We start from the raw sequence: 12,755 nt of genomic DNA, 5'->3' as shown, positions 1-12,755 counted from the left end.
CTTCCATACCGCCATACTTCTTACGCCAGGTAATGGGATGGACTACCTCCTCCCGTAGCGGTTAACTGTACGAAATGTGCTCACCAGGAGAATCGCCATGAATATCGTATTTCTGGGTATTGATCTGGCTAAAAATGTTTTTCAGCTCTGCGGATTAAACCAGGCCGGCAAACCGGTTTACACGAAACGCACTGGCCGAAAAGAATTACTCCAGACGCTGGCAAATATTCCAGCCTGTCTGATAGGGATCGAAGCGTCCACCGGGGCATTTTACTGGCAGCGTGAGTTTGAGAAACTGGGGCACAAAGTAAAGGTCATCAGTCCTCAGTATGTAAAACCCTTTGTCCGTGGGCAAAAAAATGACGGTAATGATGCACAGGCCATTGCAGTGGCTCTGATGCAACCGACAATGCAGTTCGTGCCGCCAAAAAGCCCGGAACAGCAGGATATGGTGCGCCCCGTCTTGCTGAGGTGTTGCCGGTGTACAACGTCAAAACTATTGCCGCCAGTCTCCGGCGTCAGGGGCTTCGTGCAAAAGCGGCCCCGGTCAGCTATCGTGCGCACAGCCTGCCGGTGTCTGATAACCTGCTGAAGCAGGACTTACGCCACCGGCCCGAACCAGAAGTGAGCGAGTGACATCACGTACTTACGTACAGAGGAGGGCTGGTTGTTTGGAGAAAACAAACCACGGCCCCGGCAACTCAACGAGTGATGGGAAACACCTCCACGTACGTGGAGAAGACCCTGGACGACTCGAACCAGGTCAGGTAAGACTGGAAACACCTCCACGTGCGTGGAGAAGACCGCTGACGACGCAGACTGGCACAAGCTAACTAAGAAACACCTCCACGTGCGTGGAGAAGACTGCAGTGCACCAGACTGGGCGGCTAAAACAGGGGAAACACCTCCACGTGCGTGGAGAAGACGTTTACCGCTGATAAATACAATCCCGCTCCCCGGAAACACCTCCACGTGCGTGGAGAAGACACTTCCCTGATGGCATCTCCAAGCTTAGCGGTAGAAACACCTCCACGTGCGTGGAGAAGACGGTGCAATATGTGGTGGACTATCGCGCAGTATGGAAACACCTCCACGTGCGTGGAGAAGACTCAGGCAGCCGACAGATTTTACCGCCTTCTCAAGAAACACCTCCACGTGCGTGGAGAAGACGCGCAACGAGAAGGGGAGGCAGATACGTCGCTAGAAACACCTCCACGTGCGTGGAGAAGACAATCAGTCGTGTCTTCTACTGTCCATCGGCTTAGAAACACCTCCACGTGCGTGGAGAAGACGTCTTTTTCTACCTCTATCAGTGAACCAAACTGGAAACACCTCCACGTGCGTGGAGAAGACTCGATGCATACGGCGCCAGCGGCAAGACAAACGGAAACACCTCCACGTGCGTGGAGAAGACCAGATACATCTCCTGAATCGATCAAGAAAATGGGAAACACCTCCACGTGCGTGGAGAAGACTCTCTCGACAGGGAGGGATGCGCGACCGACCTGGAAACACCTCCACGTGCGTGGAGAAGACTCTATCTATGAATGGGCAAAGGGAAATAACGAAGAAACACCTCCACGTGCGTGGAGAAGACGCTGGGGATCGTTCACCACCATGCTGGGCGCAAGAAACACCTCCACGTGCGTGGAGAAGACCAGGCATCAGCGCTGGTTGGCCGTCTGTATGTGGAAACACCTCCACGTGCGTGGAGAAGACCCATCCCGGGGGAAGAATGGGACGCTCAAATAAGAAACACCTCCACGTGCGTGGAGAAGACTCGACGGAACCACGGCCACTGTGAATCGCCTTGGAAACACCTCCACGTGCGTGGAGAAGACGCGATCGCCATTGCCTGATTTAGCGGGTTGCCGGAAACACCTCCACGTGCGTGGAGAAGACTTTGAACTGCAGCCAGTCAGCCCATGTACGGCGGAAACACCTCCACGTGCGTGGAGAAGACAAACACCCGTAATTAATACCGCCCCAAACCCTGGAAACACCTCCACGTGCGTGGAGAAGACTCGTTTATTTTATGCTATGGGTAATAATGGCGAGAAACACCTCCACGTGCGTGGAGAAGACACCAATATATTGTTAAAGAACTCTCTGAACAATCCACATATTGGGTTTTCTACCTAATTCTCCATCAGTATTTTCTCAATTACCAGTTGCAGTCCAGATATCTCACAGAGAGTTTTATCGGGCAAACCGACTGTTCTGATTTCATAACCGGGCGGGCCGGGCAAGCTTTTAAATATAATGACCCCTGCATCTGTCGGACAGTGACCCAGCAAATAGTCCACCACATGATTAGCAACAGAGTCTTTAACACCGGAAACAAATACATTGGCCCTGGGCTCGACAAACCAGAGCTTCATGCGGCCACGTACTGCTGGCGGAAGATCATTAGCCACGACGACTATCATTTCCTGCTTTCCCCCAGCAGGCGTGTAACATCACGCGCCACCTGCGTCAGAAGATCCATGGTGATAATGCGTTCACGAAAACGTTTTGCCAGAAGGTGTTTGTCATACTGCCCGGCCATTTCCTTATTCAGCGCAAAGGCCAGGTCGATACTCAGCTCAGCTTTATACAAATCAGCTAAATCATAAATAAAAGGCAGCGGTGAGCCTGTATGAATAAATCCGATTCGGGGAGAATATCCCATCGCATGGACTGCTGAGCAAAGGATGCCATACAACGCAGCATTGGCAGATGTCAGGATTTGATTGGTCGTATCGCTCAGTTCAAAACGATTCGGCGTAAACTGGCGTCCTTTCCAACCAACGCCATAATGTTGAGCTTTTTCCTGATAGAGAGCCCGAACCCGATGCCCCTCCATTCCCATCATCTCTTTCAGGCTTTTTCCGGTAAGATCGGCATCAGGAAAGCGGCTGGAAAACATCATTCTGGCAACGTCCAGCGCACGTTTCTTATCACAAGCCAGCTCCATTTGTCGCCGCATATTGCGACTATCTGCCGTTGGCTGAAAACCGGCCGCATAAAATAGTAAGCTGTCTTCACCTACCCAGCAAAGCGAACAATTAGCTGCCGCCGCCGTTTTTACCGCCTCGTGAGTAACAGACGTTCCTGGCCCAAGTAGTAATGTATTCAATGTCGCAACTGGCAATCGCACAACATTGCCGTCAGAGTCCAGCCATTTCAGACTACTGTCATCGATCTCCAACCTGCCGCGTTCCAGATAAATAAACGGATATTTATCCCTGACCTGCGGCAGTGACTCACGAGTAATTTTGACAAAAAGGCGTCGACCATTTGCCATACATCCTCCCTGAATAATTGCGGGCCTCCTCCGGCCCGCTGATGTTACAGTCTGATAACAGTAACCTGGCGATCGCGGTAACGCTTGTCAGTACCAAACTGAACAGGCACATCATTAAGTGTTAACACTTCGCCTTCCTCAGGGTGAGTACCTGTCAGAACCTCATAGCCTGTAATACGACCTTTTTCACCTGCCAGGGCATCACAACATGCCCACGCCTCCTGTGGCGTATCAAAGATACCCTGTCCAATAAATTCCGTGGGCGCACAGCTCTTTCGTCCCAGCGAAAGCTCCCATACAGGCGCAGCCAGTGCATCGGAAATACGCTGCGCCAGTTCAGATTCCAGCGACACCACAACAGCGAAGACGCAGTCCTGCAAATAATAGCGATAGGTCATTTTCGTGCCCCCACCGACGGCCTTTTTACCTTCGCTTGTTTTAGGTATTAGCAGTAATTGCCACGGGTCATTTTCATCATAGCCGCTACCAACCATATGAAAATCACGTAACGGCGGTGGCTCGACACCAGGCTTATCCTCACGAACCAGCGCACGAACGCGCCAGTCTCCCTCACTCATCATAGCCAGAAGTTCATGTTGCTCGCCGCCTGCACCCAATGCAGCACACAAAATACCACACACACCGGACATGGTCGGGAATGACAGTGTATCGCGGCGTCCAAAGCGAGAGTCATGTCCCCAGCTCTGTAGCGGACCTTCCAGCCAGAGGAGCAAATAACGCTGATTCATGGCTTACCCCACGTGACGTTGCAGATCGTGGATCAGATTATCAATGGAGTAATTCTCGTCCTCCCCCCATGGATAGTCCCCCAGTTTTCCAAACAAAGAACCGAAGAGCTTCTCTTTTTTATTCAGGTAGTTATTCAACGCTTTGATGCTGGGCTGCAAATAACCACCGAGCTCTGCTTTAACGGGCGTTTCAAACGGAACCTGTAAACGCTGCCCTTGACGTACCAGCACACGCGCAAATTCCCACGGGCAGGCACCAGACTGCGTGGTCTGGCGCGCGGATGGTACAGCAACAAACAGCGCTCTGGTAAACGCGTCTATCGTCTGACCCAGGAGCTTAACAGATGCAGGATCATCACCCAGCCCCAGGGTTTGCACCAACTGGCCTAAATCAAGACTGATATAGCGATAATAGGTTGCAGCATTAAACTCCAGGCTTCCCATATGTGCAGAGCCGGGCTCATCCTGCCTGTCATCCAGAGCAGTAAAAAACTCCACCTCGTTACTCACTTTATGTGTGGAAATGGCATGACTAAATGAGGCCGCCGCTTCGACATTCATCTCCGCAGCTTTAGCAACCATTCGCCCAAACAGAGTGATATCCAGCGCATCCAGATTCCTGTTGAGATTCTTCTTCGCCAGTTTAGCCAGCTCTTTATCTTTGATCTGCAGGGCATCAAAGCCTTTTCCATCCACATATGCGGCAAAAGCAGCAGCTTCAGCATCACTGATAAACAGCAACGTATCATCAGCCAGCAATTCAGCGATTTTTTCTGCACAACCTTCTGCCTGGCCCTCACTGGCACCCAGAGCGATACAATGTGGATAAATCAGCTCTTTAACTTTTTTTGTTCTCACGCCGAGTCTGACGCCTGACTCCTGAAGCGCCATACGCACCTGACGCTTCCAGCACTGTGAACTGACCCGGGCACGGGTAACACCGCCAACGACAGCGCTTTTTGGCGCACCGACATCATCACGATTTAAACAGGTCACAGGGAAAGATTGCAGAATATGAAATTCAATACGGGTATTTTTCAAATATGTCATGACATCTTCCTTGTTTTAATCAAAAAAAACAGTTTCCGGGAGAGGAACGATTTGCAGTAAGCCGCAGCCAAAGGCACGACCACGCCCGATGCCACTCATGAAGCTGCGTTTAAATAGCCGAAGATCCACTACAGTGAGCCGTCCACTTAAGGTGGCCTGTTGCAGTGTGACGTTTTTCTGAGCGCCCGCATCAAACCGCATCACCTTAATGGCATCAACCTGAACCTGTAACGGATCGACGTGAAAACCCCAACCCGAAGCGCGCTGGCAAAACCATGCACCAATAGCATCACGCCCAAGTATCGGTATCAATTTGTGGGTCCCTCTGTCCCGCCGGGTAGGGTTTAGACAGACGGTGAAACGATAATGGTGACTGGAAAGAAATCCCTCCGGCAAAGTTCGGGTTTCCAGTTCTCCAACGTTCGGTTCTTTCGGCGGACGATTTGACAGGATTAAAACGCGCCGTCCGCGAGCATCACCGCCTTTATCAACCCACTGGATACCACTGATTACAGAGCTCTGCTTCTGTTCATCAGAACGGATATCATCAAACAGGCCATACACCACACGGTGCAAACTGTAACCATCAGTAATATTCAGTTGACGGCAGGCGGACACATCTAGGCGCAAAACGCTGATGTAGTGCGTCATAGCCCGTTCTCCTCACGTGCCTCTCTGGTGTAAAACTGTTGTGCCCAGCGCGCTTTTGTCTTATCACTGAACCACAGAAGATCATTAAGCAGGCGCTCATAATCGAGGGCTGACGGCACACGACTCTGAACCAGTGTCAGCAGAGGCCGCAGAATCAGGCAGGCTTCCTGTGCAGAATCACACGCCAGCAGTCGACGCAATCTGGCTCTTGCTTGATCGCTGGCATTACCCTCAGGAAAGCTAAGTGCAATCGCTCGCCCCAGAGTCAAAGTGCCATTTTTCTCTGCACGACTATTCGCCAACCCTGCAGCAATCAATGCATGAACGCGTCGTTCGACATCATTATCAAGCCTGATACCAAAGCTGCCTAAAACCTCCCAGCTTTGATATTCAGTCGCTGGATTTGCTGCACGACGCAAACGAGCAGCGCTTCCTTTGTCCTGGTTGCAGAGCCTGAACAGGTAGCTGATAAACTCGCCGCTGCGCGTGCGGCGTTCTGTTGTTGCACTCATACGATCTCCTTCCTGGGAACTTCAAGGTAGTCCGCGACGCCAGGGCGATTCCTGGCCCACGCGTCAAGCTGACGTGTTGATTCATGAGGACAAAAAGTATCGAAAGCCTGATAAAACCAGAGAGAAAACTGCCAACGCAACCGCTGACGCACATCGGGATCCGTACAGTTCTCAATCAGGTCCTGCGCCTGATGTTCGCAGAGTTGCCAGAAGAGTTCCGTCGCCAGTGCGGCTATTGGCTTAGGCTCAACCTTCATTTCACGACACCAGTTGCTGACGCCGCCATATAAACGTTTTGCCAGCAAATCCAGCGCTGTCATTTCCCCCTGGAAATGGGAAAACCACAATAAATTCAACTCATCAGGATCCAACCAAAGTAAGGATTCCACCAGATCGTCTGAACCAGAAACATACTGTTCTCCTGCGTTGCTACTGACTCTTAAACCGCCGGACCAGATGCCAAACGATATTTTCGTTTGGCGAAGCTTTGTCACAGCAATGCGTAGTTGCTCGCATTCCCATTCAGCCCCCTGAACCTGCAGGAATGCCAACAGAGAGGTCAGTTCCCGCCAGGGGCGACGACTGGGATCAGTCCACTGAACTTTTAGTTCTTTTCCTTTCTTGTTAATCAGCACAGAAGGATCGTAAAGCCCTTCCTTATAATTACAGTGGCTGATACCTTCGCTATAGTGCAGCCCCCCCTTTGCCAGCAGGCAAAAACGCCCTACAGGTACTAATCGCCCCATAAGAGTGCGTTTCAGTTCACGCGCAACAGGACAATCTTCGCCTTCTGGCATCATCTCCCAGGGTGCTCGTCCCAGACCGGCTGGGTATTGTGTCAGCCCAGCAATATCGTCTGTACTAAATAAATTCAGCCAGAGTGTTTCCCGGAGTGTGGAACCCATGCAAAAGCTGTGCATCAGCCCCATAAATGCCAGCGCCGACCCGGGTTTGCCGGTAGCTGATTTACCTTTATTGTTGGTTTTTCCCGTATAACCCGTCGTCAGTACCACACTGTTATCGGTTTTCTTCCCGCCCAGTGCCATACTCATCTGCACCACCACTAACAGCGCCTTATCCGCATCACTCATTGGTTTTTCACACTGGCCTTGCGTCAGTACCGTTGTATTACCGGTAGACACTTCCGGTAGCACTGCACCAAACGGTTTAATTTCTGCCCGGACGATTGCAGGCATTTGCAGAAACGGCCGTTCGCCATACAACCAGAAACGATCATGCCATTTTTCCAGATAATTCAGCGTAGCGAAACACAACCCATCAGCACCGATTTCACGCCACTGTTTGTCGTTTTCCGGCGTCACAGCTGCCTGACAAATAGCCTGTAACATCTTCATCAGGGCAATTTTCTGTAATGCATTTCCTCCCAGTGTACGTAACTGTGGATCGCTGAAGACCTGCTTCAGACTGACCCTCCCCACATCCACTACAGGGATCCAGGGCTCGTCAATAAGACTGAAGCGATTACCCGACTCCTCCATCTCTCGTCACTCCTTTTTCATAATGCGAAGACCCGTGTCGTCCCGATAGCTGTAGCGGTAGCGGGACGACCGGAACTCTCCGTCGATACCACGCAGATCACCCTCGACACCGACAACCGCTACTCTCAGCTCACGATCTTCATCTTTTGCGGTGTTTCCGGCATAAAACAGATGCTGTAATCCGCAATCCCAAATCCATTCCCCTTCCACAGCATCGGGGTATTGCGCGCTACGCAGCGATACCCGCTCGCTTTCAAGACGCAGGGAATATTTTCGCCATAGCGCTTCATCCAGTTGGCTGCGTCGCCAGGGAATTTCCAGCCATTCACCGCAACGTAACTGCAGGCGGGTTATTCTGGCTTTCTCATCACGAGTAACGCCACGTAACAGCAGAAAAGATCCATTATCTTGCTCGCTGTAGCGCGTCTGGGCACGGCTTTCAGGCAGCGTCTGAGACTCGCCAGAAAGCGTCAGGCGAGCGAGTTGTTCAAGCTCATTGATCCCCTTACGAACAGGCCACACTTTTCTGCCGTTAAACAGCTCATGTTTCCACTGATTCATGGGTGCAGGTTCATCACGTGGTGCGTAAGTCGCCTCCAGCATGAGGCGAATATCTTTCGGCAGGGACACAGCAGAACATCCTTGCCAGACCTCCAGCGAGCGGCAAAGAATATAGGGGGAATACACCAGCGCACTGGCCCCAAACTCTCGTTCAGGGGATACTATTGCTGACTTCAGATCCGGCGCCAGGATCCAGGCTTCACAGCGAGCGTCGTCCGGACGTGGCGTTTTAGCATGACGCCACAGACGACCAAGACGTTGCATCAATAAATCAGTCGGCGCAAAGCGGGTTACCAGAAAATCAGCATCTATGTCGATAGATTGCTCAAGAACCTGAGTACCAACCAGGATCCGCCCGGTTTGAACTCTCTGTCCCCAACCCCCCTTGCCATACAAACCAACCCAGCTATCCTCTATCACTGCCCGATCGCGTTGTGTGAACCGGGAATGTAACAGACCACACGCAATATCCATTTCCGCACAACGTGCTGCAAAATCAAAATAACGCGCCTGCGCATCGCTCACAGTGTTTTCAATCCACAACACCTGCTGGCCCTGTTCTGCACGTAATAACGCTTCCTCCAGCGCTATTGTCGATTCGTGAGGAACACACTGTAGCAGGACCTTTTTAGATTCCGGAGGACACAGCGGCAAACTCAAAACATCAGACGACACGCGCGACTGGGCACTAATTACCGGATAGGCATCACAGTCATAATCCGGTTCTGACAATAGCGCAGCCCTGCGCGATTGCGTCAGCGTAGCGCTGAGAATGATGACCGTGCAGTGAAGTTCACGCAGCATCTCAACCAGCTTTTGCATAATCAGACTGGTGAACGCATCATAACTGTGCACTTCGTCCAGGATAACCACCTTCCCTGCCAGCCCAAATGCTCGAACAAATCCGTGTGTGACATTCATCGCCGCCATCAAAGCCTGATCGAGAGTGCCAACCGCAAATGGTGCGAGTAAACCGCGCTTGCGTGAAGAAAACCAATGACCTCCTGGTCTGCCCTCCTCACCCATTTCTTGCTCCTGCAAATGCGACTTGCCATGCAAGAGCAGCGCCTGATGATGATTGCTGCCCGACACAAGAATAGCCTGAAGGTAGGTTGTGAAACGTTGATGGATTTTATCGGAGGTGAGCTGGGTGGGCAGTGCGAAATAAATCCCTCTTGCCTGCCCGGCTGCTAAAACCTTATAAGCTGCATACAGTGCCGCTTCTGTTTTTCCCAGCCCCATTGGGGCTTCCAGCACATAAACCCCAGGTCCGACTACTGCCTCATATAGCGAAAGTTGCGACTCATTGGGGCTATAGGGGCACCCCATTTCATCTTTGAAAATTTCACCAAATTCCAGATTCGGAATAAACCGTGGTGTCGCAATTCCTGCGACTTTCAGAGCTAGAGGAAGCTGGTTCTGCCACGACAGCGCAGGATCGTCAAACAACGAATTTGAACCAATCCAGTCCGAAACCGAAGTCAGCCCCGCCAGCAACTGCCGCAGGGCAAAATCTGAACGGGTGATTGCTGGCCAGGGTTCATTTAATACCCGTTGCAATGCCTCAACCAACGCACGACGCTCACTCTGCCACTCCTTCCCCCCCAGAACTTCGCTATCCGCACTGTAGAAACTTGTTACTGAACGACATCCATGATGCTGCCCGACGATCACGCCTATATGCGAGCTTCCCGAAATATCCTCCAGTGCAATCGCCCCAGCCCCGGCGTGTCCCCCCCAACGCGCTTGTTCAAAATGACCAATTTCTGCAGCTGTAGCTCCAGATGAAAAACCCAGAGTTGAAAGCAACGACTGGACCTGGGAGGATGACGTAGAGTTAAGAGCTATTTGTAGGCGCAGGTAGAAAGTCGGCGAAAGCTTTCCTGTATCGTGACAGGCTGCAACTAACGAGCTGCCTTCAGGAAAAAGCACCTTCCGCAGGTATTCAGGAAAATGACCGATCAGATATTTAGCGACTGAGCCAACGATTAGACAGTGCTCATAGACGTTGCGTCCTGGCATTAAACTGCCATCAGCAGACCGATATGTCTTTGCCAGGCATTGCTGATACTTAATGACTGGAAAAGCATTTTTTTTTCGGGATCTCAGCACATCTCCTCCAGCTGTAATTATCAACATAAAAACTGAATAAAACCCACACATACAAAAATACAATATTCGGTCCAGCTGCTGACAAAATTTTTATTTGAATTACTTTTTCACAGACAAAATATTGGCATCTAAATCTTCACTTACCATAGGTAACATTCCTTAATAATTTCCTGTAATGCAATAAATTCTTTCATATTCCATTTCCTCACCATTAATTAACGTCGTATTTCTTTGAAATTTTATCTTTTATTATCCACATCAAATAAGCACTATATTCCATCCTTTATTAATAAATACAGATACATGCCAGATTTCGTCCATAATCACTTACATCTCTCAGTTAAAAAGAAGCGGTAGACTATCATCGATTAAAATTTACAACCGCGATATTCATCATGTATTTCAGAGTTATATTTTTAACACACCATTTTGAATGATTATTACTCATTGAAAATCCTCGCCTTAACAATCGCTTTTATTTTATTGATAGATAAAAACACAGTAATACCTAAATAGCTTATATGGACATCTCCCCGATGCAAGTACGCGCAGATTTTTTCTGACAAAGTAGCCACACACATATATCCGGCTTCGTGAGCCCTGATGAACATCCGTACTCTCTGGCCTCATTAACGCCATGACTTATTACAGTCCAGCTATTTATCTGGTTCACAGAGAGTCGGTTCTACCTGTCAGTACATCAACTCTTTGGACTTATTAAAATCAGTTAGTTACTTAACGATACACTCTGTTTTCTGGTTTATTAGCGCCCACGCTATTCGCGCATTTTTGTTAGCCAGCGCCACTACAGCTTTATTTACGCCGCTTCGGGCAATAATACCTTTCAGCCACCGCTGGAGACCTCCACATCGTTCTTCCGGAAGGTTGATGACCCGGTAAACCACTGAGCGGGCGCTATGAATAAGCAGTCCTCGCAGATAACCATCCCCGCGTTTTGTTATCCCGAGCAGTCTGACTTTACCACCACTGCTGGCTCCTTCGGAACCAGCCCCAGATAACTGGCAAAATGCCGGCCATTCTGAAAACCAGCGCTGTCGCCCAGAGCTACCGTCAGGGCAGAAGCCCCTAATCGCTGGCTCCCTTATCTCTGGCTACTCATAGCTACATCGGTCATTTCTTCACGCATTTCTTTAAAATTCATGTCCGTTCTCCTGTCGCGCTAAGGGCCGATGGCGTCCGGCATCCCCTACGATCTGGCCAGCCATACTTTCCACAAGATTATTGTTCAGTCTGTATTTCATCTCCAGACGCCGGAATTTTTCCTCTAATGCCGCGACATCGTCATACAGATCTGCAATGTCGTGCCGGAGTTTTTCATTTCCTTCGCAGTTCATAATTTCCCCTTTCTTTTCCGTTGGTTAAGTCAGATGGCATCCCGTCTATGCGAACAAATTTAACTCTGTCCATTGTGCAAAGTCAGTCTTATTTTTCACTTTTAAGTGAAATCTTACATTTAAGCTTATTTTTACTTTTAGTATAATTTTCACTGTCAGGAGGATATACTATGTTTAATGTCATAACTCATGAGGACGCAGTTCCTGAGTTGAAGGAACTACCGGACGAACTGCGAGGTCGCATGTTCCGACTCATCGAACGGTTAAGCCAGGATGGCCAGCTAAGAATGCCGCACAGTAAGCCGCTGGGCACCGGAATGTTCGAACTCCGGGTTGGGGATAAAAACATTGCCAGAACGCTGTATGCATACTCGATAGGCCAGAATATCTACCTGCTGCATGCGTTTGTTAAAAAGACACCGAAGACACCTGCAGGAGCGATAGAAATAGCCAGGAAAAGGCTACAGGAGATGAACAAATGAAAGGCATAACATTAGACGATCTGCGCAAAGAAATGCTTGATACCCCAGAGGCTGTCCGGGGTTATGAAGAAGCAGACAAAGAATTGATGCTGCTGCAGATGCTGTACGACATGCGCGAACGCGCTGGTCTTTCAAAAACCGACATTGCGCGCCGGCTCAATATTGAGCCGTCTGCTATTACCAGGCTTGAAAAAAATCCTCTTGGCGCCAGCGTCAAAACACTCAGTCGCTATGCAGCGGCATGTGGTGCGAAGATCGATATCAAAGCTCTGTACTGATAGGGTGGGACCGCGGTCCCACCCTTCTATCCCCGATTCATCAGTGAAAGCCTCCCTACAACAGCCTATAAAGATTAGTCACTCAGGTAACCAGGTGTCGTCTTCCCAGTTCGACTGAAGGACCGCCTGCACGTCTTTTTTGTCCTCATCTGATCGGGTTTCTGTTATCTGAAGGGTAAGCGTGCAGCGTGAACCGTATTGACGGGGATGGGTTATTCAG

The 12,755-nt window shown here is 50.2% G+C and carries 13 protein-coding genes, 2 pseudogenes and 1 CRISPR repeat array; of the genes and pseudogenes, 4 read left to right on the top strand and 11 right to left on the bottom strand.

The annotated features are described in order from the left end of the window. Nucleotides 1-97 precede the first annotated feature (97 nt). A pseudogene (locus AQ981_RS24855) lies at nt 98-451 on the top strand (IS110 family transposase); the annotation flags it as partial. Next, nucleotides 406-625 (top strand): annotated as a pseudogene (locus tag AQ981_RS27505) (IS3 family transposase); the annotation flags it as partial. The pseudogenes AQ981_RS24855 and AQ981_RS27505, both read left to right, overlap by 46 nt. A gap of 90 nt (nt 626-715) precedes the next feature. Next, nucleotides 716-2,085: direct repeats of the CRISPR family, unit length 28 nt; unit sequence GAAACACCTCCACGTGCGTGGAGAAGAC. A 53-nt stretch (nt 2,086-2,138) separates the two neighbouring features. Here the strand turns inward: AQ981_RS27505 and cas2e are convergent. The 10 genes from cas2e to AQ981_RS24810 form a co-directional block, all read right to left on the bottom strand. Beyond that, a complete protein-coding gene (gene cas2e, locus AQ981_RS24850) occupies nt 2,139-2,417 on the bottom strand; it encodes a type I-E CRISPR-associated endoribonuclease Cas2e (RefSeq protein WP_249226389.1) in 279 nt (92 codons plus the stop codon). An 8-nt stretch (nt 2,418-2,425) separates the two neighbouring features. Continuing rightward, the gene (gene cas1e, locus AQ981_RS24845; protein WP_058914448.1) at nt 2,426-3,286 is read right to left on the bottom strand and encodes a type I-E CRISPR-associated endonuclease Cas1e; all 861 of its coding nucleotides are present in this window, start codon (nt 3,284-3,286) and stop codon (nt 2,426-2,428) included. Nucleotides 3,287-3,330: 44 nt separating this feature from the next. Continuing rightward, entirely contained in the window at nt 3,331-4,035 is a 705-nt protein-coding gene (gene cas5e, locus AQ981_RS24840) for a type I-E CRISPR-associated protein Cas5/CasD (RefSeq protein ID WP_058914447.1), read from the bottom strand. A gap of 3 nt (nt 4,036-4,038) precedes the next feature. Beyond that, the gene (gene cas7e / locus AQ981_RS24835) at nt 4,039-5,085 is read right to left on the bottom strand and encodes a type I-E CRISPR-associated protein Cas7/Cse4/CasC (protein WP_058914446.1); all 1,047 of its coding nucleotides are present in this window, start codon (nt 5,083-5,085) and stop codon (nt 4,039-4,041) included. A 15-nt stretch (nt 5,086-5,100) separates the two neighbouring features. After that, nucleotides 5,101-5,736, bottom strand: coding sequence for a type I-E CRISPR-associated protein Cas6/Cse3/CasE (cas6e, locus tag AQ981_RS24830; protein WP_058914445.1), 636 nt, complete (start codon nt 5,734-5,736; stop codon nt 5,101-5,103). Continuing rightward, nucleotides 5,733-6,248 carry a type I-E CRISPR-associated protein Cse2/CasB gene (gene casB / locus AQ981_RS24825; protein WP_058914444.1) on the bottom strand — a complete coding sequence of 172 codons (516 nt, stop codon included), beginning with the start codon at nt 6,246-6,248 and terminating at the stop codon, nt 5,733-5,735. The genes cas6e and casB overlap by 4 nt, the downstream gene beginning before the upstream one ends. Beyond that, on the bottom strand, nt 6,245-7,747 hold the full coding sequence (casA, locus tag AQ981_RS24820; RefSeq protein ID WP_058914443.1) for a type I-E CRISPR-associated protein Cse1/CasA: 1,503 nt from the start codon (nt 7,745-7,747) through the stop codon (nt 6,245-6,247). Before casA ends, casB begins: the two co-directional genes overlap by 4 nt. 6 nt (nt 7,748-7,753) lie before the next feature. Beyond that, on the bottom strand, nt 7,754-10,420 hold the full coding sequence (gene cas3 / locus AQ981_RS24815) for a CRISPR-associated helicase Cas3' (protein WP_058914442.1): 2,667 nt from the start codon (nt 10,418-10,420) through the stop codon (nt 7,754-7,756). A gap of 731 nt (nt 10,421-11,151) precedes the next feature. Beyond that, entirely contained in the window at nt 11,152-11,511 is a 360-nt protein-coding gene (locus AQ981_RS28620) for a transposase (RefSeq protein WP_420809810.1), read from the bottom strand. A 60-nt stretch (nt 11,512-11,571) separates the two neighbouring features. Further along, entirely contained in the window at nt 11,572-11,775 is a 204-nt protein-coding gene (locus AQ981_RS24810; RefSeq protein WP_058914441.1) for a hypothetical protein, read from the bottom strand. Nucleotides 11,776-11,945: 170 nt separating this feature from the next. Here AQ981_RS24810 and AQ981_RS24805 point away from each other — a divergent pair, with 170 nt between their 5' ends. Both AQ981_RS24805 and AQ981_RS24800 read left to right on the top strand, forming a co-directional pair. Beyond that, nucleotides 11,946-12,257, top strand: coding sequence for a type II toxin-antitoxin system RelE/ParE family toxin (locus AQ981_RS24805; protein WP_058914440.1), 312 nt, complete (start codon nt 11,946-11,948; stop codon nt 12,255-12,257). Beyond that, the gene (locus tag AQ981_RS24800; protein WP_058914439.1) at nt 12,254-12,535 is read left to right on the top strand and encodes a helix-turn-helix domain-containing protein; all 282 of its coding nucleotides are present in this window, start codon (nt 12,254-12,256) and stop codon (nt 12,533-12,535) included. The genes AQ981_RS24805 and AQ981_RS24800 overlap by 4 nt, the downstream gene beginning before the upstream one ends. A 78-nt stretch (nt 12,536-12,613) precedes the next feature. On the opposite strand, the gene AQ981_RS28615 is transcribed toward AQ981_RS24800, so the two are convergent. Continuing rightward, nucleotides 12,614-12,703 carry a hypothetical protein gene (locus AQ981_RS28615; RefSeq protein WP_420809809.1) on the bottom strand — a complete coding sequence of 30 codons (90 nt, stop codon included), beginning with the start codon at nt 12,701-12,703 and terminating at the stop codon, nt 12,614-12,616. Nucleotides 12,704-12,755: the final 52 nt, after the last annotated feature.

The sequence above is a fragment of the Entomohabitans teleogrylli genome (assembly GCF_001484765.1).
Taxonomy (GTDB): Bacteria; Pseudomonadota; Gammaproteobacteria; order Enterobacterales; family Enterobacteriaceae; genus Entomohabitans; species Entomohabitans teleogrylli.
This window is presented reverse-complemented; position numbering and strand designations above follow the sequence as displayed.